Origin of the sequence: Variovorax sp. 679, from assembly GCF_003952185.1 — a bacterium.
GTDB lineage: Bacteria > Pseudomonadota > Gammaproteobacteria > Burkholderiales > Burkholderiaceae_C > Variovorax.
On record NZ_RXFS01000005.1, the window covers coordinates 74,366 to 95,701 of the forward strand.

A 21,336-nucleotide genomic window follows, 5' to 3' on the forward strand; every position below is an offset into this window, starting at 1 on the left:
CGCAAAGATATTTGCTTTAGTCGATTCTCAGGTCTAGAATCGCAAAAGCAAAAAAAGTTGCATTAAGGATTCGCCATGCCGTCCTCCTGCCCCGAACTCGCATCCGCCACCGCCGACCTCGCGGCGCGCTCCAGGCCCTGGCGCCTGCCGCCACGCGCGGCCTTTCCGCTGCTGGCGGCGGTGCTGTTCGCCTTCTTCTTCGCGGCTGCAGCGCCTTCGCCGCTCTTCGTGGTGTTCCAGCATGCGTGGCACTTCTCGTCCTCGCTGCTCACGGTGGCCTTTGCGGTCTATGCGATCGCGCTGCTGGTTTCCCTGTTGATCGCGGGCTCGCTGTCGGACCACATCGGGCGGCGGCCGGTGGTGCTGGCGGCGCTGGTGTTGCAGGCGGTGGCGATGGGGCTCTTCCTGCTCGCAAACGGCATCGGCGGGCTGATCGCCGCGCGCGTGGTGCAGGGCATCGCCACGGGCGTCGCGAGCGGTGCGTTGAGCGCGGCGGTGGTCGAGGCTGCGCCGGCCACGCGCAAGCGGCTGGGGGCGATGATCACGAGCGTGTCGCCGCTGGCTGGCCTTGCCGTGGGGGCGCTGCTGACCGGCATCGCGGTGAAGTTCTCGGTCCAGCCGGTGATGCTGGTGTTCGGCGTGCTGGCCCTTGTGTTCGCGCTGGGTGCGGCCGTGGTGCTGTGGATGCCCGAGACCGTCACGCCGCGCGCCGGCGCGCTGGCTTCGCTGGTGCCGCGCGTGTCGATTCCGGTGAGGGCGCGCGCCGAGTTCGCGCGCGGGCTGCCGGTGTTCGTCGTGGTGTGGGCGCTCGGCGGGCTCTACCTGTCGCTCGCGCCTTCGCTGATGCTGCACGTGTTCGGCATCGACAACGGCGTGGTCAACGGCCTCACGGTGGCGGTGCTGTCGGGCATGGGGGCGATCGCGCCCACTCTGCTCGCGCGCTTCGCCGCGCCGAAGCCGATCATCCTCGGCATGGCGAGCATCGCCGTCGGGCTGGTGCTGCTGCTCGCGTCGCTCGCCACGCGCTCGCTCGCGCTGTTCTTCGTCGGCACGGCGGTGGCGGGCCTGGGCTTCGGCGGCGCGTTCTCTGCGTTGGTGCAGACGCTGGCGCCGCTGGCGCAGTCGCACGAACGCGGAGAGCTGTTCGCGGCGATCTTCGTGGTGAGCTATCTCGCGTTCAGCCTGCCGGCGATGCTGGCGGGCTTCCTGGTGGCGCCCGTCGGACTGCTGACCACGACCGAGGGCTATGCGGCGGTGCTGCTGCTGATTGCCGCCTTCGGCGTGTGGAACCAGTGGGCGGTGTTGCGTCGTGGTGCGCGCGAGCTGCCCGTGAGCGAGTAGCCCGGAATCTTGTATCGAGTCAGTTAATAGTCAGGACACGTATGTCAAGTCCCTTGGCCCTTCGGCAGGAGAGTATTTACCCTATGTAATTCATTTGTCTTCCACGATGGAAACACTCGGATGCAGACCTGTGGCGCGAAGGCCCGGGCCCTTAACAGCCACACCTGACACGGGTGTGGCAATTCCCCATCCTGGAGTGATACGAATGAAGAAATCCCTGCTTGTTCTGGCCGCCCTCGCGGCCTGCGGTGCCGCCTCGGCGCAGTCGACCGTGACGCTGTTCGGCGTGGTCGATGCCGCCTACCGCAACGTGTCGAACAAGAGCGAGTCGATTCCGGCTACCCCCTTCACCCCCTACTACAGCGTGAAGGCCAGCCGCAGCGAACTGGCCAACTCGGGCCTGAGCTCCAGCCGTCTCGGCTTCCGCGGCGTGGAAGACCTCGGCGGCGGCCTGTCGGCGAGCTTCTGGCTCGAAGCCCCGATCACCAACGACGACGGCGCCACCGGCGTCTCCAACTTCAGCCGCCGCTCGACGGTGAGCCTGGCCGGCAGCTTCGGCGAAGTCCGCCTCGGCCGCGACAAGACCGCCACCGTGCTGAACGACGAGCAGTTCGACCCGTTCGCCGACACCGGCATCGGCGGCTCGCTGATCATCGACGCCAACGAAGCCAGCGTGTCGGGCACCGGCTACGGCAGCAACAGCACCTACAAGCGCGCCGGCAACATGGTGCAGTACTTCCTGCCGCGCAACCTCGGCGGTTTCTACGGCAACGTGGGCTACAGCCTGCATGAGATCACCCGCACCTCGCCGGACTCCGTGGCCGGCGCCGACCGGAGCAACACCGGCCGCCACATCGGCGGTCGCGTCGGCTACGCGTCGGGCCCGTTCGACGTCGCCGTCAGCTACGCGCAGAACGACACCAGCTTCACCACCGGCACCGGCGCGGCCGCCGTGGCGCGCCCGGGCAAGATCAAGACCTTCAACCTCGGCGCGACCTACGACTTCGGCGTGGCCAAGCTGTTCGGCGAGTTCTCGCGCTCGAAGGACCAGCGCGATCCGCTGAACGTCTTCACCCGCGTGCCGAGCACCGACCTGACCGGCTACCTGATCGGCGTGACCGTGCCGATCGGCCCGGGTCAGATCCGTGCCTCGTACTCGCAGATCAAGTACGACTTCAACCGCACGCCGGCCCTCTTCGCCGTGAACGCTCCCGATCCGAAGTCCAACAAGCTGGCGCTGGGCTACGTGCACAACCTGTCGAAGCGCACCGCGCTCTACGGCACGATCGCGCGCGTCAGCAACAAGAACGGCGCGGGCAACACGGTCGGTGCCGGCCCGTCGTACGTCGCCACGTTCAACCGCACGGCGCTGCAGCCGAAGTCGTCGACCGGCTACGAGTTCGGCATCCGCCACAGCTTCTGAGCCGCACGCCGGCTACCGCAACCTTTTCTCCAAGGAGCCTTCACCGGTTCTTTTTTTCCCGCCTCGTGCGGGCTTTTTTTCGTCTGTGTGTTGTTTCTTCGCCGCGATCCGCGCTGCTCAGCGGACCGTGCGGGCCGAGAGAATCGCGCGCGCCGCTTCCGCGAAGCCCGTGCCGCGCTCGCCCTGCGTCACGTAGCGCGGCAGATGCTCCAGCTGCGGCACGAAGCGCGCGACGTTCGCCACGCCGATGCTGTGCGCGAAGGTGCGGAACATCAGATGGTCGTTGGTGGAATCGCCCACGTAGGCCCAGCGGTCCATCTCGTCGTCGAGCGTGCGGCTCCACAGTTCGCGCACGATCCAGCGCGCGCCCTCGAGCTTGTCGTTGTCGCCGTACCAGCCGTTGATGTGGATGCTGCTCACGGTGGCGTGCATGCCTTCGCCGCGCATCAGCGCGACGACCCGCGCGATGGTCTCGTCGCTCAGCTGCACGAACTCGCTGTGGTCGATGGCGATGTCGGTCTCGCGTCCCGGCGAATCGGTGGCGCGGCCGACGCCCGGCAGCTCGCGCTCGATGCGCTCCAGCACCGCCTGCATGCGCGCGAAGTTGGCGGTGCGCGTGGCTTCGTCCTGCTGGTAGCGCTTCTCGACCTGGCCGCCGGCCGAAGGCAGCAGCGCCACCGCGCCGTTCTCCGCCACGATGGCGTCGATGGGCCAGGTGTTGACGAAGGGCAGGCTCCAGCCCACCGGCCGGCCCGTGATCGCCACCACGGAAAGCCCCGCCGCCTTGAGATCGCCCAGCGCCTGCAGCGCGTCGGGCGTGATCGCGCCGTCGTGGGTCAGCGTGTCGTCGATGTCGGTGAAGACGCCGACGAGGCCGCCGCGCGCGGCGGCCTCCCAGCGGGACAGGGGCAGCAGGTGATGGGGCGGGGAGGGCAGCACGGGCTGAGAGGACGACGAAGACATGGCAAGGAAACCGGAAGGAGCCGCGATCGTACCGGCGCTTTCGTGTAGCATCCCGCCCCCGCCGCGCCATCGAGGCCGGCGCGGCGCCTTCCATGCCCCACATCCTCGTCGACCAACTCCGCAAGACCTACCGCATCTCCGAGCGTGACCCTGGCGTGATGGGCGCGCTGCGCGGGCTCGTGCAGCGCCGCCATCGCACGGTGGAGGCGCTGTCGGGTGTGTCGTTCGCGCTGGAGCGTGGCGAGCTGCTGGGCTTCATCGGGCCGAACGGCGCGGGCAAGTCGACCACCATCAAGATCCTCTCGGGCATCCTGCGGCCCGACGGCGGGCGCGTGGAGATCGACGGGCGCGACCCTTTCACCGACCGCGAGCGCCACGTGGCGCGCATCGGCGTGGTCTTCGGGCAGCGCACGCAGCTGTGGTGGGACCTGCCCGTGGGCGACGGCTTCGACCTGCTGCGCGACATCTACCGCGTGGACCCGGCGCGCTACCGTCGCACGCGCGACGAGCTGGTGGCGTTGCTGAACCTGGAGCGCGTGCTCGCGCAGCCGGTGCGCCAGCTCTCGCTGGGCCAGCGCATGCGCGCCGAGATCGCTGCTGCGCTGCTGCACGAGCCCGACATCCTGTTCCTCGACGAGCCGACCATCGGCCTCGACGCGCCCTCGAAGCTGGCAGTGCGCGACTTCGTGCGCCGCGCCAACCGCGAGCGCGGCACCACCGTGCTGCTGACCACGCACGACATGCACGACATCGAGGCGCTGGCCCGACGCGTGATCATCATCGGCCACGGCCGCGTGCTGGCCGACAGCCCTGTCGAGGCGCTGCGCGCGCAGGTGATGGCCGAGCGCCGCCTCGTCGTCGACTTCGCGCAGGGCGCCGAGCTGCCCGCGCAGGTGGACGGCGCACGGGTGCATTCGCGCGACGGCCAGACGCTGGTGCTCGACTTCGATCCGGCGCAGACCGCCGCACCAGCGCTCATCGCGCGCATCGCCGCCGCGCACGCGGTGGAGGACATCCGCCTCGAAGGCCTGGCGATCGAGGCCGTCATCGCGCGCTTCTACGCGATGCATGGAGCGGCCGAGGCATGACGGCGATGAGCGCGCACGACCTCGCGCGGCCCTACATCGCGGCCTTCGCATCGCGCTTCATGCAGATGCTGCAGTACCGCACCGCCGCGCTCGCCGGCTTTGCCACGCAGTGCTGGTGGGGCGGCATCAAGGTGATGGTGTTCGCGGCCTTCTACGGCGGCGCGACTGCTGCGGGGGCGAGCGCGTCGATGTCGCTCGCGCAGGCCATCACCTACACGTGGCTCGCGCAGGGGCTGCTCGTGCTGCTGCCCTGGCTGGGCGACCCGGAGGTGGCGCAGGCTGTGCGCACCGGTGCCGTCGCCTACGACCGCCTGCGACCGGTGGACGCCTACGCGCTGTGGTTCGCGCGCAGCGCCGGCTGGATCGCCGCGCGCGTGCTTCCGCGCGTGGCGCTGATGGCGGCCTTCGCGATGGTCGCGTTGCCGCTGGTCGGACTCGGCGATTGGGCATGGCAGCTCCCGGCGGGCGTGGCGGCGGGGCTCGCCTTCGCGCTGTCGGCCGTCTTCGCGCTGCTGCTCTCGACCTCGATGGTGATGTTGCTGAACGTGGCGGCCACCGCCGCGCTCAACGAACGCGGCATCAGTGCGGTGGCGACGCCCGTGGTCATCGTGTTCTCGGGCAATCTGCTGCCGCTCGCGATGCTTCCGGACGCGTGGCAGACGGCGCTGCTGATCCAGCCGCTGGCCGGGCTGATGGACATTCCCGCGCGGCTGTACTTCGGGCAGCTGCAGGGCTGGCAGGCCATCGGCGGGCTGGGGCTGCAGGTCTTCTGGATCGCCGTGCTCGTGACGCTGGGGCACCTGGCGATGGGCCGCACCATGCGCAGCCTCCAGGTGCAGGGCGGGTGAGGGCGATGGGATCGATTCCGCTCTTCTTCCGGCTGGTGGGCGCGTCCGTCGGCGGACAGGCGCGCTACCCGGCCTCGGCGTTGATGCTGACGGTCGGCCAGTTCCTCGGCACCGGCATCGAGGCCGTCGCCGTGTGGGCGTTGTTCCATCGCTTCGGCGACGTGCAGGGCTGGCGCATCGGCGAGGTCGCGCTGTTCTACGGGCTCGTGAACTGCATGTTCGCGCTGGCCGATGCACTGGGCCGCGGCTTCGACGTACTGGGCACCGAGTTCCTGCGCACCGGTGCGTTCGACCGCCTGCTGCTGCGCCCGCGTCCGCTCTCGCTGCAGCTCATGGGCAACGACTTCCGCATCAGCCGGCTGGGCCGCCTTCTGCAGGGGCTGGCGATGATTGCGTTCGCGACGCAGCAGATGGGCATCGCGTGGACACCGGGCGCCGTCGCCATTGCGCTGCTTGCGGTTGCGGGCGGCGTGGCGCTGTTCCTGGGCATCCTGGTGCTGCAGGGCACGCTGGCCTTCTGGACCGTCGAGAGCCTGGAGATAGCGAACGTGCTGACCTATGGCGGCGTGCAGGCGGCGCAGTATCCGCTGGCGCTCTATGCGCGATGGTTCCGGTATGTGCTGACCTTCATCGTGCCGCTGGCCTGCGTGGCGTACTACCCGGTGCTGGCGATTCTGGGGAAGACCGATCCGCTGGGGGCGCCGACGTGGGTGGGCCTGGTGTCGCCGCTCGCGGGGGGCGTGTTTCTCGCGGCGGCGTTCGGGGTGTGGCGCGTCGGGTTGCGCCACTACGCTTCGACGGGGAGCTGAGAGGGCCTCAGCCGATCAGGAAGCGCACGCGGTAGCGCAGGGTGCGCACACGCGTGGCGCCGGCAAGCTCCTCGAAGTCGTCTCCCGGACCTGCGGCGGCCAGCGCCACCGCACCACCAGCATATGCCCAGGTGTGGTCGCCGTAGGAGCCCGAGTTCTCCGCCTGCGAGCCCAGTTCCTCGACCTGCGCGATCGCGCCCAGCGTCGCGCCGGCTTCCTTCGCGATGGCCAACGCCTTGCCGCGCGCGTGCTGGATGGCCGCGAGCCGCGCAGCCGTCTCCGCATCTTCCGATGCCTCGAAACGGGGCTGCTGCATGCTGACGTCCAGCGTGTAGCGGGAGTTTTCGAAGAGCGGCTGCAGCGCATCGAGCGCCTTGTACAGGCGCGGCGTTTCGCGACAGGCTAGGAGCACGCGATGCGAGACTTCCTGGCCCGCGCTGCGCTTGCGGTACCACGGTTGCCACGACTGGCGTCCGCCCTCGCTTATCTCGTCCGCATCCAGGCCCGCGGCTTTCAGCGCGCGGATCGTCTCGTTGCGAAGGGTGGTGGCTTCCGCCATCGCCACTTCGGTCTTCGAAGCCTTGACGGTGATCGTCAGCGCGGCGCGCTGCTCCACGATCGTCTCGACCACCTGGCCGATGCCCGCCACCTGGATGTAGGTGTCCATGACGAATGCCTATCCCGCGCTCTGCAGCGCCAGCCCCGCATGCTCGCGCAGCGGATGGAAGTGGATCTTCGGAAAGCGCTCCTGCGCCAGCCGCACGTCGTAGGGCGATGTGCACAGGAAGGCCAGCGTGTCCGCCGCGTCCTTCGCCATGCGCTGCGGGTAGGCGTTCACGAATTCGCGCAGCTCGGCCGGCGTGTCGGCGGTGATCCAGCGCGCGCCGGTGTACTGGCAGCCTTCGAGCCGCACGTCGGCGTCGTATTCGGCCTTCAGGCGGTGCTGCACCACTTCGAACTGCAGCTGGCCGACCGCGCCCAGCAGCATCGGCCCGCCGATCTCGGGGCGGAACACCTGGATCGCGCCTTCCTCGCCGAGCTGGGCCAGGCCCTGCTGCAGCTGCTTGGTGCGCAGCGGGTTCTTCAGGATCACGGTCATGAAGAGCTCCGGCGCGAAGAAGGGCAGGCCGGTGAACTGCAGGCTCGCGCCGTCGGTGATGGTGTCGCCCAGCTGCACGCCGCCGTGCGTGGTGAAGCCCACGATGTCGCCTGCGTAGGCCTCTTCCACCGCCTCGCGGCGCTGGCTCATGAAGGTCACGACGCTGGTGGGGCGCAGCTCCTTGGCGGTGCGCTGCACCTTGAGCTTCATGCCCGGCGTGTACTTGCCCGAGGCCATGCGCACGAAGGCGATGCGGTCGCGGTGGTTGGCGTCCATGTTGGCCTGCACCTTGAAGACCACGCCCGCGAAGTCCTTGTCCTCGGGCTGGATCTCCTTGACCACCGGCTGGCGGTTGACCATGGTGGTGCTGGTGCGCGATTGCGGCGAAGGCGCCAGGTCGACCAGCGCGTCGAGCACTTCCATCACGCCGAAGTTGTTCACGCCGGAGCCGAAGAACACGGGCGTCTGCTTGCCGGCCAGGAAGGCTTCGCGGTCCCAGGTGGGCGAGGCGCCGGTGGCGAGTTCCATGCTTTCCATGGCGGTCTCGAAGTCGGCGCCGAAGCGCTTGGCGAGTGTGTCGCGCTCGCTCAGCGGGATGGTCTCGAAGTCCTGCGGCAGGCGCTCGCTGCCCGACTCGAACACGGTCATGGCCTGCGTACGCAGGTTCATGATCCCGCGGAAGGTCTTGCCCTGGCCCACGGGCCAGGTCATGGGCACGCAGGGCATGCCGAGCTCGCGCTCCACCTCGTCCAGGATGTCCAGCGGCTCGCGCACCTCGCGGTCCATCTTGTTGACGAAGGTGATGATGGGCGTGTCGCGCTGGCGGCAGACCTCGATCAGCCGCCGCGTCTGCGCTTCCACGCCGTTGGCCGCGTCGATCACCATCAGCGCCGAGTCGACGGCGGTGAGCACGCGGTAGGTGTCTTCGGAGAAGTCCTTGTGGCCGGGCGTGTCGAGCAGGTTGATGACGTGGTCGCGGTACAGCATCTGCATGACCGACGAGGCCACCGAAATGCCGCGCTGCTTTTCGATTTCCATCCAGTCGGACGTGGCGTGGCGCGAGGCCTTTCGAGCCTTCACCGAGCCGGCGATCTGGATCGCGCCGGAGAAAAGCAGCAGCTTTTCGGTCAGCGTGGTCTTGCCGGCGTCAGGGTGGGAAATGATCGCGAAGGTGCGGCGGCGGCGGGTTTCGGCTACGAAAGACAAGGTGGGCAATCTGCGGGGGGAATCCGCGATTTTAAAAGGCTGGCGGTTTTCGCCCGTCCGCAGCCCCGCCCAAGGGGTTTCAGCCCCCCAGCGCCTCGCCCATCCCGTACGCCCGCATCTGCGCCTCGAACCGCGCCACGTCGTGGCTCAGCACCACCAGGTCGTGCGTCAAACCCTGCCGGTCTTTCACGTGCTTGCTGAGCAGCGCTTCGGGCTTGAAGCCCAGGGCCTGGAAGACGGCGATGGCGCCGCGCTGGTCGACGGTCATGCGGGCGACGAGCTTTTCCGCCCCGCGCTCGATGGCCAGCGCGCAGGCCTCGCGGGCGAGCTTGTGGCCCAGGCCGCTGCCGCGCAGTTCGGGCGCGGCGAGCACGCGCAGCTCGGCGACGTGGCTGGACCAGGAGTGCGGGTCGCGGATCACCGCCGCGCAGCCGAGCACCGCCTTGTCGCGCACGGCGAGCACGCTGTCGATGTCGCCGCGCTCGATGGCGCGCACCCAGGCGTTCATCACCTTGGGCTGCGTGATGTCGCGCGGCAAAAAGAGCAAATCGTGCGCCGGCAAGGCCTGCGCGAAGGCGAGCACGGCGCCGGCGTCTTCCGCGCCCATCAGGCGCAGGACGATGTTGCCCTCGCTGCTGGTCACGGTGCGCGGGTAGGTCCGCGAGAAAGAGTCGGTCACGGTGGTGATGCTCATGTCGATCGCACTCCAAGCCATTCGTCCAGTCTGGGCCACAGCCTGCGCACGGCGTTCGGGCCGGCGGCGAGGCTGACGTGGCCGCCCTTGAGCACCACCTCTTCCTTGTCGGTGGAGCCTATGCCGGCGATGAGCGGCTGTCCGGCCTCGTAGGGAACGATGTGGTCGTGCTGCGCGAGCGCGTGCAGCACCGGCACCTTGATGTTCTTCAGCTGCACCTTGCGCCCGCGGAGCACCAGCTCGCCCTTGAACAGCTTGTTGCCCCACATGAGTTCCTTCACGGTCTGGCGGAAGTACTCGCCGGCCAGCGGCAGCATCTCGTTGCCCCAGTGGTCGAACATGCGGTACGACTTGACGAATTCGTCGTTGTCCATGTTGTCCCACAGCTGCACCATGCCCGCGCTTCGGCCTGCCGGGCGCAGCATGTCGAAGGAGGCGAAGAGCATCTCGGGCGGCACGTTGCCCACGGTGTCGACCAGCCGGTCGACGTCGAAGTAGCGCCGGTCCGACCACGCGTGGAACAGCTTCATGCGGCTGAAGTCGATGGGCGTGGTGAAGAGCGCCAGGTTCTTCACCGGGCCGTCGGGGTGCAGCGCCATGTAGAGCGTGGAGAGCACGCCGCCCATGCAGTAGCCGATGAGCGTGATGTCTTCCTCGCCCGAGCGTTCCTGCACGCGCCGCAGCGAGTCGGGGATGAAGTCGAGCACGTAGTCGTCGATGCGCAGGTGCTTTTCCTGCGGACGCGGCGCGTTCCAGTCCATCATGTAGACGTCGTAGCCCTGCAGCAGCAGGTGTTCGACCATGCTCTGGCCCGGCGCGAGGTCGAGGATGTAGCCGCGGTTGGTGGTCGCCATGACGATCAGCAGCGGCACGCGGTAGATCTCGTCGACCATCGGGCGGTAGTGGTACAGGCTCAGCGTGCCGCGGCGGTGGATCTCGTCCTTGGGCGTCTGGCCGACCGAGGGCGCGGTCGAGGTGAGGAAATCGAGGCCCTTGATGTTGCGCTGGATCGCGCGCTCGATCTCCCCGACGATGTCGGGCAGCGCGAAGGCGTCGGCTTCGGCGGTCATGACGGGCGCTTTCCCGCGGGCTTGCGCGTGCGGGCGGGCTGGGGCGCCGTGGCCGGTGGCGGACTCGGCGGCTGGCGCGTGTGACGCGGTCCGGGCGCGGCCGATGCCGAGGCGGCGCCGCTTTCTTCCACCGCGCGGGCGATGCGCGCAAGGTGGTCGTCGATGCGCTGCAGCTGCTCGCCCAGCACCTGGAGGTCGGCGCGCGTGGGCAGGTTCAGCATCGTGAGGTAGCGCGCCATCAGGTCGCCCAGCGCCTTCTGCGCGGTGAGCGAGGCGTTCATGCCGCCGTGCATGCCCTGGCGGAACGGATCCGAGGCCATGGCCTCGTTGGCGAATTCGTTGGTGCTCTTTTCCCACTGGGCCGTGAGTTCGCGCCACATGGCCATCGGGTCGAGCGGGGAGAACTTGTTCGTCATGGCGGGTGCTCCCTTTTTTCTGTCGCCTGGGTCCTTGTCGTTTCAGGTGCCGGCATGCCGTGCCGTGTGTTCGGCGATGGCATCGACGATCTGCGGCCACATCGGGATCGGCAGCGCATGGCCCATGCGCGGAATGCGCAGCAGCTGCGCGCCGGGAATCGCATCGGCCACGTCCACACCGCAGGCCACCGGCACCAGCGGATCGGCGTCGCCGTGGATCACCAGCGTCGGCACGCGCACCTCGCGCAGCGCGGGCTTGCGGTTGCCCGAGGCCAGAATGGCCGCGAGCTGCCGCGCCACGCCGGGCGGGTTGAGTCCGCGCAGGAAGACGAGCTGCGCGCGCTGCGCGTCCTGCGCCTCGTCGAGCGGAAAGTCCGACGGTCCGCGCAGCACGCGCCACACCCTGGCGTGGTGCGGCAGGTAGGCGTCGAAGGTGGTCGGCGCCGGCGTGAAGAGCACCGCCATCGCCTCGGGCGTGGGCGGCGGCAGGCCGGGTGCGCCGGTGGTCGACATGATGCTGGTGAACGACAGCATCCGGTGCGGATGATGGATGCACATCTCCTGCCCGATGGCGCCGCCCATCGAGGCGCCCACGATGTGGGCCCGCGCGATGCCCAGCGCGTCGAGCAGCCCGACGCAGTCGGCCGCCATGTCGCGCAGGTTGTAGGGCGTGCGCAGCGGCTGGCCGGCCATCGCCTGCGCCATCAGCGCCTGGATGTCGGGCACGCCGAGCAGCGGGAGGTGCGTCGAATGGCCGATGTCGCGGTTGTCGAAGCGGATCACGCGATGCCCGCCAGCTTCGGCGAGCCGGGCGCAGAAAGCGTCGTCCCACGCCACCATCTGCGCGCCGAGGCCCATGACCAGCAGCAGCGGCGAGCCGGCAGGGTCGCCGAAGCTGTCCCAGGCCAGCTCGATGCCGTTGGCGCGCGTGCGCTGCTCCACGCGAGGCGGAACTGCTGTCATGCGTGGGCCCTTGCCTATTTGCGCTGAAGCAGCTTCGTCACTTCGTCCACGTTGGCCTGGATGCGCTGGCGCACCACGTCGAAGGCGTCGGCCTGCGACTTGGCGGCGAGGTTGGCCAGCTCCTTGATGTCGTCGATGGCGCGCTGGAACGACTGACGGCCGAGCTCGTCGAGCTTGGCCAAGTTCTCCTTCGGGTCCTTGCCCGGCATTTCCTTGGCCGCGGCCTGCCATTCGGCGATGGCGCTCTTGATCATCTCGGTCTGCCGCGCCACGACGGTCTGCAGGCCCTGGTAGGACTTCTCGTTGGCCTGCATCAGTGCCGCCAGGTCCTTGCGGCCGCTCTCCAGCAGCTTGCCGGCGCCGCCGGTCAGGTTGAGGTTCTGCAGCTTGTCGGCCATGCCTTTCAGCGGGTTGAGCATGTCCGCGGCGCTCGGGGCCGCCTTCTTCGCGCCGGAGGTGCTGCTGTTGCTGCTACTGCTGGCGGTGGTCTTCTTGGCGGCGGCTTTCTTGGCAGTGGCCATGGTGCGGAATCTCCTGTGACGGTGAACGGTTGGATGGCAGGGACCGGCCGGACGGCAAAAGTCCCTCGCCACGATACGCCGCACCGGTGCGCCGGAGGTCGCCGCAGCGACAGAAATGCCTGCGGGATTTCCCTTGGGTGGCGCGGCCCTACATCGGCGGCGCGAAGCCGTTGCGCCCGGCCGTCACGCGCAGGGCAGTGGGCGTGCCGTTCTTCTCCTGCGCATTCACCAGCACGCGGGCGCCGGGCACCAGCAGCGCGTCGGTGCCGGGGCGGAAGGTGACCACCGGTACGTGGGGCGGCACGATGACGGTCTTCTCGCCGCCCTTGTAGGTCAGGTGCAACTGCTGTCCGCCGCGCACCGACTTCGGCGCCGCGGCCAGGTCGGCGACGGTGGCGTTGGTCATCGTGCTCTGGGGCAGCAGGTCCCATGGCCGGTGGCCTTCGCCGGTGCCGCGCGCGGCCTCGGGGAACACCACCACTTCGAGCGCCTTCTGCGTGCCGTCGGGTTGCGGCATGGCGGCAGTGCCGATGAAGCTGCCGCGCCTGATGTCGGACAGCTTGATCGGATAAACCTCGGACACGGCCAGGTCGGCCGGGCGGGCGAGCGAGACGACTTCGCCGCCGCGGTCCTGCACCACGAGGGTGCTGGCATCGACGCGAACGAGGGTGCCGCGGATGCGGACGGTGTCGGAGCTTTGCGCAGTGGCAGACAACGAGGCGCCTGCGGCGGCAAGAAACGTGATTGCGACGAGCAAGCTCGAGTAGCGCCTGATGGATAAAGGCATGGAAAGATTCCAGTGGTTGGGGCGATTCAATGTACGCCTCGACCGAAAAGCGTGCGTTCCGTGATGTGGTATCTCCCAGTGATTGGCGTCGCCTTTCGCCCCGACTACAATCCGCCCCTCCGAGGAGCGTTGCAGCGCCATCAGGCGTGAGGCTCGGACCACATACCGCAACGACGCTCACCCGCTGTTCTTGCGGTGAGCCTTTTTCCCCGTATCCGGCGGCATCTTTCAAACCAGTTTTGTTGGAGTTCCCATGAGCGCTGTTCTCAAGCCCACCCCCGTTTCGACCGCCGACCAGGCGATCGCCGACCTGTCCCTTGCCGCCTGGGGCCGCAAGGAGATCAAGATCGCGGAAACCGAGATGCCCGGCCTGATGGCCATCCGCGAGGAGTTCTCGAAGTCGCAGCCGCTGAAGGGCGCGCGCATCACCGGCTCGCTGCACATGACGATCCAGACGGCCGTGCTGATCGAGACCCTGCAAGCTCTGGGCGCGACCGTGCGCTGGGCCTCGTGCAACATCTTCTCGACGCAGGACCACGCCGCCGCCGCCATCGCCGCCGCCGGTACGCCGGTGTTCGCCATCAAGGGCGAGTCGCTGAAGGACTACTGGGACTACACCCACGCCATCTTCGACTTCGGCGCCAAGGACTCGAAGGGCGAAGGCCCGAACATGATCCTGGACGACGGCGGCGACGCCACGCTGCTGATGCACCTGGGCCAGCGCGCCGAGAAGGACCTGGGCGTGCTCGCCAACCCGGGCAGCGAGGAAGAGCGCATTCTCTTCGCCGCCATCAAGGCCAAGCTGGCCGTCGACTCGACCTGGTACACCCGCAAGTCGGCCGAGATCATCGGCGTGACCGAAGAAACCACCACCGGCGTGCACCGCCTGAACGAGATGTCGGCCAAGGGCACGCTGCTGTTCCGCGCCATCAACGTGAACGACTCGGTCACCAAGAGCAAGTTCGACAACCTGTACGGCTGCCGCGAGTCGCTGGTGGACGGCATCAAGCGCGCGACCGACGTGATGATCGCCGGCAAGGTGGCCTGCGTGGCAGGCTACGGCGACGTGGGCAAGGGCTCGGCCCAGGCGCTGCGCGCGCTGTCGGCGCAAGTGTGGGTGACCGAGATCGACCCGATCAACGCCCTGCAGGCCGCGATGGAAGGCTACAAGGTCGTGACGATGGAATACGCCGCCGACAAGGCCGACATCTTCGTGACGACCACCGGCAACAAGGACGTGATCACGCACGACACGATGGTCAAGATGAAGGACCAGGCCATCGTCTGCAACATCGGCCACTTCGACAATGAGATCGACGTCGCTTCGATCGAGAAGTACGAGTGGGAAGAAATCAAGCCGCAGGTCGACCACATCAAGTTCCCCGACGGCAAGAAGATCATCCTGCTGGCCAAGGGCCGCCTCGTGAACCTGGGCTGCGGCACGGGCCACCCGAGCTTCGTGATGTCGTCGTCGTTCGCGAACCAGACCATCGCCCAGATCGAGCTGTTCACCAAGCCCGACGCCTACCAGGCCGGCAAGGTCTATGTGCTGCCCAAGCACCTCGACGAGAAGGTCGCGCGCCTGCACCTGAAGAAGGTCGGCGCCATGCTCACCGAGCTGACCGACGCGCAGGCCGCCTACATCGGCGTGGACAAGAACGGTCCGTACAAGCCGGACACGTACCGCTACTGATCGACAGCGCATGCGCGCCGATCAACTGTTGGTGGAGCGCGGCCTGGCCGCGTCGCGTTCGCAGGCGGTGCGGCTCATTGCCGGCGGCCTGCGCTGGCGCGACGCGGGCACGGGCGACGCGTGGCGCTCGGTCGTCAAGAACAAGGACGACGTGCCCGAATCGGCCGAGCTCGAGCTGGTCGATGCGGCCGAGGCGCGCTACGTGTCGCGCGGCGGACTCAAGCTCGAAGGCGCGCTCGCCGTAAGCGGCGTTGACCCTGCCGGCAGGCTGTGCCTCGACGTGGGGCAGTCGACCGGCGGCTTCACCGATTGCCTGCTGCAGCGCGGTGCCGCGAAGGTGGTCGGCGTCGATGTCGGCCACGGGCAGTTGCATGCGAAGCTGCGCGAGGACGAGCGCGTGGTGCCCATCGAGGGTGTCAATGCGCGCGCGCTGTCGGCCGACGATCTCGGGGAAGAGGGCGAGTCGCGCTTCGACCTGATCGTCGGCGACCTGTCCTTCATCTCGCTCACGCTGGTGCTGCCGGCGGTGGTCGGGTTCCTGGCGGACGATGGGCGCCTGCTGATGCTGGTCAAGCCGCAGTTCGAGCTGCAGCCGGGCCAGGTCGGCAAGGGCGGCATCGTGCGCGACGAGTCGATGTATGCGGTGGTCGAGAAGCGGCTGCACGACGCCTGCGAGGCGCTCGGCCTGCGGGTGCTGCAGTGGTTCGACAGTCCGATCGCCGGCGGCGACGGCAACCGCGAGTTTTTCATTCACGCTGTTCGCGCTGCTCATGCGAACGGTTCCTAAGGAGACGCAGGTGCGCCTTCCGTTGAGTTTCGAATTCTTCCCGACCAAGACGCCCGAAGGCGCGGTCAAGCTGCGCGCGGTGCGCCAGCAGCTGTATGCGCGCAAGCCGCAGTTCTGCTCGGTCACGTACGGCGCGGGCGGCTCCACGCACCAGGGCACCTTCGGTGCGGTGCAGGAGATCCTGTCCGAGGGCGTGGACGCCGCGAGCCACTTCTCGTGCATCGGCGCCACGCGCGCCACGGTGCGCGAGCAGCTCGCCGAGCTGAAGGCCATGGGCGTCAAGCGCCTCGTGGCACTGCGCGGCGACCTGCCGAGCGGCTACGGCATCGGCGGCGAGTTTCAGTACGCGAGCGACCTGGTCGCCTTCATCCGCGAGGAGACCGGCCGAGACTTCCACATCGAGGTGGCCTGCTATCCCGAGATCCACCCGCAGGCCCGCTCGCCCGAGGCCGACCTGCAGGCCTTCGCCGCCAAGGTGAAGGCAGGCGCCGACTCGGCGATCACGCAGTACTTCTTCAGCCCCGAGGCCTACTTCCGCTTCGTCGACGACGCGCGCAAGCTGGGGCTCGACACGCCGATCGTGCCGGGCATCATGCCGATCACGAGCTCGACGCAGCTCATGCGCTTCTCGGATGCCTGCGGCGCCGAGATCCCGCGCTGGATCCGCCTGCGGCTGCAGGCCTTCGGCGACGACACAGCATCGATCAAGTCCTTCGGCCTCGACGTGGTCACCGACCTGTGCGCGCGCCTGCAGGAAGGCGGCGCCCCGGCGCTGCACTTCTACACGATGAACCAGTCGGTCGCCACGCTGGCTGTGCTGGAGCGTCTCGATTGAGAGGGCGCGTGGCCGGAGCGGCGGACTCGCTGCGCACGGGGCTGCATGCGGCCCTGGTCGCGGCGACCTGCGTCCTCGCAGGGTGCGCCATGCCGCCGGCCACGGATGCCGAGGGCGGGGCGACTGCAAAGCTGCTGCCCCTGCCTCGCGCGATTGCCGTGCCTCCCGGCGCGGCTGCGCGCTCGAGCGTGCCGTCGGTGCGCTATGACCTCGCCGTGTCCGGCGCGGGAGAGCAGGCCCCGGACGACGGCGTGCCCGACGACGGGCCGCGCGAGATCTTCGAGCGCGGTGGTGCCTCCTGGTATGGCATCCAGTTCCACCAGCGCAAGACCGCCAGCGGCGAGCGCTTCGACATGACCGCCATGACGGCGGCCCACAAGACACTGCCCTTCAACACCCGCGTGTGCGTGCGCAGCCTCGTCAACGGCAGCGAGGTGCTGGTGCGCATCAACGATCGCGGGCCCTATGCCGCGGGTCGCGTCATCGACCTGAGCCGCGCGGCGGCCGACCGGATCGGCCTCACGGGGCTGGGCATCAAGCAGGTGGCGCTGACGGTCGTCGACCGCGACGGCATGCGCTGCGGCGGCCTGCAGGTGGAAGCGGGCGATGCAACTGCGCCGGTGGCGTCGAGCGAGCCGCAGCAACGCGCGCGTGCGCCGGTTCCGGCACGACGCAAGGCGGTGGTGCCGCCGCGTCGCCGCAAGTAGGCGACGGCTTCAGCCGTCCGAATCGAGCGAGAACGCGGCGTTGCGGTCTTGCCCGAGCCGCTGCACCAGTTGCGGCAGCGCCGCCGCCAGCAGCGGCTTCAGCGTGTAGGGCGGATTGATCAGGAACATGCCGCTGGCCGGCAGGCCGGGCCGGTGCGTTTCGCCAGAGGCCGCATCCTTCGTGATCTTGCTGGACTTGACCGTCAACGTGGCGTGCAGCCAGGGCTTGCCGGCCTTGGTCGCCATCGTCTTGAGCCGGCGCGGCAGGTCATGCGCCTCGGGGCGCGGAATGATCGGATACCAGACCGCATAGGTGCCGGTGGCGAAGCGCTTGAGCGCCTCGGCCACGAAGTCGAGCACGCGGCCGTAGTCGGTCTTCATTTCGTAGCTGGGGTCCATCAGCACCAGCGCGCGGCGCGACGGCGGCGGCAGGAACTTGGTGGCGCTGCCGAAGCCGTCCTCGCGCAGCACCGCGATCTGGCGGCCGGCTTCGAGCTGCGCGATGTTGGCGTCCAGCGTGCGGGCGTCGGTGGGATGCAGTTCGAACAGCTTGAGCTTGTCGTGGTCGCGCAGCAGGTGCTGCACGATGAACGGCGAGCCGGGGTAGACGCGGGCGCCGCCCTTGGGGTTGAAGTCGTGGACCACGCTCAGGTAGCGGGCGATGGCGTTGGCCAATGGGGCTTCGGGTTCGGATGCTATTTTTTTGGTAGCAGACTTCGCTGCGGGAGCGGGCGCGGCGGGCTCTTTCTTGTCCGAAGAGAGAAGGCGCAAAACGCCTTCGGCAGCCTCGCCGCTCGTGCCGGCGTAATCGCCATCGAGCCGGTAGAGGCCGGCGCCGGCGTGGGTATCGACGACCGTCAGGGCTGCCTCTTTTTCGAGCAGGTGGTCGAGCGTCGCAATCAGCACCGTGTGCTTGAGCACGTCGGCGTGGTTGCCGGCATGGAAGGCGTGGCGGTAACTGAACATAGGGGGAGGATGGTAACGGTGTTGGGGCCGCAGAAGCGCGAATTTGCCTGCGCAGGGCCATTCTTCGTATAATCGCGGGCTTCGCAGCGTTTTTGTGGCCCCGCGGCGAAGACTTCAAACCCACCTAAGAGATTCCCGTCAGAGGAACGCCGACCGTGGAAAAGGGCCCGCCAAACCCTCTTTTCAAGAGAAAAACTCATGACCAAAACGTTCAGCGCCAAGCCCGCTGACGTGACGCACGAGTGGTTTGTGATTGACGCGACCGACAAGGTCCTCGGACGAGTAGCCAGCGAAGTTGCTCTCCGTTTGCGCGGCAAACACAAGGCCATTTACACGCCTCACGTCGATACCGGTGACTTCATCGTCATCATCAACGCATCGCACCTGCGCGTCACTGGCGCCAAGTCGATCGACAAGGTGTACTACCGTCACTCGGGCTACCCGGGCGGTATCACGGCGACCAACTTCCGCGACATGCAATCGAAGCACCCGGGCCGCGCCCTGGAAAAGGCTGTCAAGGGCATGCTGCCCAAGGGCCCGCTCGGTTACGCAATGATCAAGAAACTCAAGGTGTACGGTGGCGCTGAGCACCCGCATACCGCCCAACAGCCCAAAGTGCTGGAACTGTAAGGAGCCTTGAGAATGATTGGTGAATGGAACAATGGCACCGGCCGTCGCAAATCGAGCGTCGCCCGCGTGTTTCTGAAAAAGGGCTCGGGCAAGATCACGGTCAACGGCAAGGACATCCAAGAGTTCTTCGGCCGCGAAACCTCGATCATGATCGCGAAGCAACCCCTCGCGCTGACCAACAACCTCGAAACCTTCGACGTGATGGTCAACGTGCACGGCGGTGGCGAATCGGGTCAGGCCGGCGCCACGCGCCACGGCATCACCCGTGCGCTGATCGACTACGACGCCGCGCTCAAGCCCGTGCTGAGCCAGGCCGGCTACGTGACGCGTGACGCGCGCGAAGTCGAACGTAAGAAGGTCGGTCTGCACTCCGCCCGTCGTCGCAAGCAGTTCAGCAAGCGCTGATCCACTTGTTGCGATCAAAAAGCCGCCTTCGGGCGGCTTTTTCGTTGCCAGGGCCGCCTTCGGGCGGTCTTTTCATCGCATGCCCTGGCATGGCGGCGTCCCGACCCCACTTGCATAGGGGTGCACGCCACACCCGGCCTGCCGGGAATGCCGCATTGCAGTACGATCCGTTCCATTGGCCGCATGTCCGGCCCCCAAGGAGTTACCAGTCCATGAGCGCCGTAGCCGAAAACATCCAGACCCAGATGCCCGAGCCGATCGTCTTCACCGACAGCGCGGCAGCCAAGGTGGCCGACCTGATCGCCGAAGAAGGCAACCCCGACCTCAAGCTGCGCGTGTTCGTGCAGGGCGGCGGGTGCTCCGGCTTCCAGTACGGTTTCACCTTCGATGAAATCACCAACGAAGACGACACGACCATGACCAAGAACGGCGTGTCGTTGTTGATCGACGCCATGAGCTACCAGTACCTGGTCGGCGCCGAGATCGACTACAAGGAAGACCTGCAAGGCGCCCAGTTCGTGATCAAGAACCCGAACGCCACCAGTACCTGCGGTTGCGGATCGAGCTTCTCGGCCTGATGCCCGGATGCTTCTGACCTAGCCTCCCCAAAAAGCCGCCTTCGGGCGGCTTTTTCGTTCCTGCTTCTTTTTCCTCCCGCCCATGACTTCCGAGGCTGAACCCTCCGCCCATCCCGTCCGCAAGAGCCTGCTGTGGCTGGTCGCCGTCGGCTTCTTCATGCAGACGCTCGATGCCACCATCATCAACACGGCATTGCCGGCGATGGCCGCCAGCCTCGGCGAGAGCCCGCTGCGCATGCAGTCGGTGGTGGTGGCCTATGCGCTGACCATGGCGATGCTGATCCCGGCCTCGGGCTGGATCGCTGACCGCTTCGGCACGCGCCGCATCTTCTTCTCGGCCATCGTGCTGTTCGCGCTCGGCTCGGTGCTGTGCGCGCTGTCGCACAGCCTGGGCCAGCTGGTGGCGGCGCGCGTGGTGCAGGGGCTCGGCGGGGCGCTGCTGCTGCCCGTGGGGCGGCTGTCGCTGCTGCGCACGGTGCCGCGCGGGGAGTTCCTCCAGGCGATGAGCTTCGTGGCCATTCCGGGGCTCATAGGTCCCTTGCTGGGCCCTACGCTGGGCGGGTGGCTGGTGCAGTACGCCTCCTGGCACTGGATCTTCCTGATCAACGTGCCCGTGGGGCTGGCCGGCTGCATCGCCACGCTCAAGTACATGCCCGACCTGCGTGGCGTGGTGCAGAAGCGTTTCGACAGCGTCGGCTACGCGATGCTTGCCTTTGGCATGGTGGCGATCTCGCTCTCGCTCGACGGCGTGGGCCTGCGCCAGGGCGGCGTGATGGTCGTGCTGATCTTCGGCTTCGCGAGCATCGTCGCCTACTGGCTGCGCGCCGCGCGCATACCTGAGCCGCTTTTTGCACCGTCGCTCTTTCACGTGCCGACGCTCAGCATCGGCCTGATCGGCAACCTGTTCTCGCGCCTGGGCAGCAGCTGCATGCCTTTCCTGGTGCCGCTGCTGCTGCAGGTGTCGATGGGCTATTCGCCGGTGCGCGCCGGGCTGATGATGCTGCCGATCGCGCTGGCCGGCATGGCCATGAAGCGCTTCGCCACGCCGTTGATCACGCGCCACGGCTACCGCAAGGTGCTGGTGGTCAACACCATCCTCGTGGGCTGCACCATGGCCAGCTTCGGCCTGACGGCGCCGGGCCAGCCTATGGCGCTGCACGTGCTGCAGCTGCTGGCTTTCGGTGCGGTCAATTCGCTGCAGTTCACGGCGATGAACACGATCACGCTGAAGGACCTGGACGGCAGCATGGCCAGCAGCGGCAACAGCCTGCTGTCGATGGTGCAGATGCTGGCCATGAGCATGGGCGTGGCCGCCGCGGGTGCCGTGCTGGCAGGCTACAACGGCATCTTCGGTACAGATACGCCGGCGCACACGCTGGACGCTTTTCAGGCTACTTTTGCGAGCATGGGGCTCATCACGGTGGCTTCTGCGCTGATCTTCTGGCATCTGCCGTCGGAAGTGCGCGCGCCGCACCCGGCGCAGCCGGAGGTTTCCGGCCAGGGCTGA

At 67.9% G+C, this 21,336-nt stretch carries 23 protein-coding genes and 1 riboswitch; of the genes, 13 read left to right on the forward strand and 10 right to left on the reverse strand.

Going from position 1 to position 21,336, the window contains the following annotated elements:
- The first annotated feature begins 75 nt into the window (after window positions 1-75).
- Window positions 76-1,341, forward strand: a complete 1,266-nt coding sequence (locus EJO71_RS13555) for an MFS transporter (RefSeq protein ID WP_125949559.1) — start codon at window positions 76-78, stop codon at window positions 1,339-1,341.
- 205 nt (window positions 1,342-1,546) lie between these two features.
- Window positions 1,547-2,764 carry a porin gene (locus tag EJO71_RS13560; RefSeq protein ID WP_125949558.1) on the forward strand — a complete coding sequence of 406 codons (1,218 nt, stop codon included), beginning with the start codon at window positions 1,547-1,549 and terminating at the stop codon, window positions 2,762-2,764.
- A gap of 117 nt (window positions 2,765-2,881) precedes the next feature.
- Here the strand turns inward: EJO71_RS13560 and EJO71_RS13565 are convergent, their stop codons facing one another.
- Window positions 2,882-3,727 carry an HAD-IIB family hydrolase gene (locus EJO71_RS13565; protein WP_125949557.1) on the reverse strand — a complete coding sequence of 282 codons (846 nt, stop codon included), beginning with the start codon at window positions 3,725-3,727 and terminating at the stop codon, window positions 2,882-2,884.
- Window positions 3,728-3,819: 92 nt separating this feature from the next.
- Between EJO71_RS13565 and EJO71_RS13570 the strand changes: the two genes are divergently transcribed.
- The 3 genes from EJO71_RS13570 to EJO71_RS13580 are packed head-to-tail and all read left to right on the forward strand — an operon-like array spanning window position 3,820 to window position 6,472.
- Complete coding sequence (locus EJO71_RS13570; RefSeq protein ID WP_125949556.1) at window positions 3,820-4,815, forward strand: ABC transporter ATP-binding protein; 996 nt, start codon at window positions 3,820-3,822, stop codon at window positions 4,813-4,815.
- Window positions 4,816-4,820: 5 nt separating this feature from the next.
- Window positions 4,821-5,663, forward strand: a complete 843-nt coding sequence (locus tag EJO71_RS13575) for an ABC transporter permease (RefSeq protein ID WP_125949648.1) — start codon at window positions 4,821-4,823, stop codon at window positions 5,661-5,663.
- A gap of 5 nt (window positions 5,664-5,668) precedes the next feature.
- Window positions 5,669-6,472: an ABC-2 family transporter protein gene (locus tag EJO71_RS13580; protein ID WP_125949555.1), complete on the forward strand. Its 804-nt coding sequence runs from the start codon at window positions 5,669-5,671 to the stop codon at window positions 6,470-6,472.
- 7 nt (window positions 6,473-6,479) lie between these two features.
- Here EJO71_RS13580 and EJO71_RS13585 read toward each other — a convergent pair whose 3' ends face one another.
- From EJO71_RS13585 to EJO71_RS13620, 8 genes are all read right to left on the reverse strand, one after another.
- Window positions 6,480-7,139, reverse strand: a complete 660-nt coding sequence (locus EJO71_RS13585; protein WP_125949554.1) for an SIMPL domain-containing protein — start codon at window positions 7,137-7,139, stop codon at window positions 6,480-6,482.
- Between the two features lie 9 nt (window positions 7,140-7,148).
- Window positions 7,149-8,777, reverse strand: coding sequence for a peptide chain release factor 3 (locus tag EJO71_RS13590; protein ID WP_081269679.1), 1,629 nt, complete (start codon window positions 8,775-8,777; stop codon window positions 7,149-7,151).
- Between the two features lie 79 nt (window positions 8,778-8,856).
- A complete protein-coding gene (locus EJO71_RS13595) occupies window positions 8,857-9,471 on the reverse strand; it encodes a GNAT family N-acetyltransferase (protein ID WP_125949553.1) in 615 nt (204 codons plus the stop codon).
- The gene (locus tag EJO71_RS13600; protein ID WP_125949552.1) at window positions 9,468-10,541 is read right to left on the reverse strand and encodes an alpha/beta fold hydrolase; all 1,074 of its coding nucleotides are present in this window, start codon (window positions 10,539-10,541) and stop codon (window positions 9,468-9,470) included. The genes EJO71_RS13595 and EJO71_RS13600 overlap by 4 nt, the downstream gene beginning before the upstream one ends.
- Window positions 10,538-10,957 (reverse strand): hypothetical protein, encoded by a 420-nt coding sequence (locus EJO71_RS13605; RefSeq protein WP_125949551.1) that lies wholly within the window; start codon window positions 10,955-10,957, stop codon window positions 10,538-10,540. Before EJO71_RS13605 ends, EJO71_RS13600 begins: the two co-directional genes overlap by 4 nt.
- Before the next feature lie 42 nt (window positions 10,958-10,999).
- Entirely contained in the window at window positions 11,000-11,920 is a 921-nt protein-coding gene (locus EJO71_RS13610) for an alpha/beta hydrolase (RefSeq protein WP_125949550.1), read from the reverse strand.
- A 14-nt stretch (window positions 11,921-11,934) separates the two neighbouring features.
- On the reverse strand, window positions 11,935-12,441 hold the full coding sequence (gene phaP / locus EJO71_RS13615; protein WP_125949549.1) for a TIGR01841 family phasin: 507 nt from the start codon (window positions 12,439-12,441) through the stop codon (window positions 11,935-11,937).
- Window positions 12,442-12,589: 148 nt separating this feature from the next.
- On the reverse strand, window positions 12,590-13,228 hold the full coding sequence (locus EJO71_RS13620) for a hypothetical protein (protein WP_125949548.1): 639 nt from the start codon (window positions 13,226-13,228) through the stop codon (window positions 12,590-12,592).
- Between the two features lie 115 nt (window positions 13,229-13,343).
- Window positions 13,344-13,414: riboswitch (S-adenosyl-L-homocysteine riboswitch) on the forward strand.
- A 67-nt stretch (window positions 13,415-13,481) separates the two neighbouring features.
- On the opposite strand from EJO71_RS13620, the gene ahcY reads away from it, so the two are divergent.
- The 4 genes from ahcY (at window position 13,482) to EJO71_RS13640 (ending at window position 17,250) form a co-directional block, all read left to right on the forward strand.
- A complete protein-coding gene (ahcY, locus tag EJO71_RS13625; RefSeq protein WP_125949547.1) occupies window positions 13,482-14,921 on the forward strand; it encodes an adenosylhomocysteinase in 1,440 nt (479 codons plus the stop codon).
- Between the two features lie 10 nt (window positions 14,922-14,931).
- Window positions 14,932-15,708, forward strand: coding sequence for a TlyA family RNA methyltransferase (locus EJO71_RS13630; RefSeq protein ID WP_125949546.1), 777 nt, complete (start codon window positions 14,932-14,934; stop codon window positions 15,706-15,708).
- Between the two features lie 10 nt (window positions 15,709-15,718).
- Window positions 15,719-16,543 carry a methylenetetrahydrofolate reductase [NAD(P)H] gene (metF, locus tag EJO71_RS13635; RefSeq protein WP_125949545.1) on the forward strand — a complete coding sequence of 275 codons (825 nt, stop codon included), beginning with the start codon at window positions 15,719-15,721 and terminating at the stop codon, window positions 16,541-16,543.
- A gap of 89 nt (window positions 16,544-16,632) precedes the next feature.
- Window positions 16,633-17,250 carry a septal ring lytic transglycosylase RlpA family protein gene (locus tag EJO71_RS13640; RefSeq protein WP_125949647.1) on the forward strand — a complete coding sequence of 206 codons (618 nt, stop codon included), beginning with the start codon at window positions 16,633-16,635 and terminating at the stop codon, window positions 17,248-17,250.
- Between the two features lie 9 nt (window positions 17,251-17,259).
- Here EJO71_RS13640 and rlmJ read toward each other — a convergent pair whose 3' ends face one another.
- Entirely contained in the window at window positions 17,260-18,216 is a 957-nt protein-coding gene (gene rlmJ, locus EJO71_RS13645; protein ID WP_125949544.1) for a 23S rRNA (adenine(2030)-N(6))-methyltransferase RlmJ, read from the reverse strand.
- Window positions 18,217-18,414: 198 nt separating this feature from the next.
- Between rlmJ and rplM the strand changes: the two genes are divergently transcribed.
- The 4 genes from rplM (at window position 18,415) to mdtD (ending at window position 21,336) form a co-directional block, all read left to right on the forward strand.
- A complete protein-coding gene (gene rplM / locus EJO71_RS13650) occupies window positions 18,415-18,846 on the forward strand; it encodes a 50S ribosomal protein L13 (protein WP_125949543.1) in 432 nt (143 codons plus the stop codon).
- Window positions 18,847-18,858: 12 nt separating this feature from the next.
- Window positions 18,859-19,251, forward strand: a complete 393-nt coding sequence (rpsI, locus tag EJO71_RS13655; protein ID WP_125949542.1) for a 30S ribosomal protein S9 — start codon at window positions 18,859-18,861, stop codon at window positions 19,249-19,251.
- Window positions 19,252-19,463: 212 nt separating this feature from the next.
- Entirely contained in the window at window positions 19,464-19,829 is a 366-nt protein-coding gene (gene erpA / locus EJO71_RS13660; RefSeq protein ID WP_007827949.1) for an iron-sulfur cluster insertion protein ErpA, read from the forward strand.
- An 82-nt stretch (window positions 19,830-19,911) separates the two neighbouring features.
- On the forward strand, window positions 19,912-21,336 hold the full coding sequence (gene mdtD / locus EJO71_RS13665) for a multidrug transporter subunit MdtD (protein WP_125949541.1): 1,425 nt from the start codon (window positions 19,912-19,914) through the stop codon (window positions 21,334-21,336).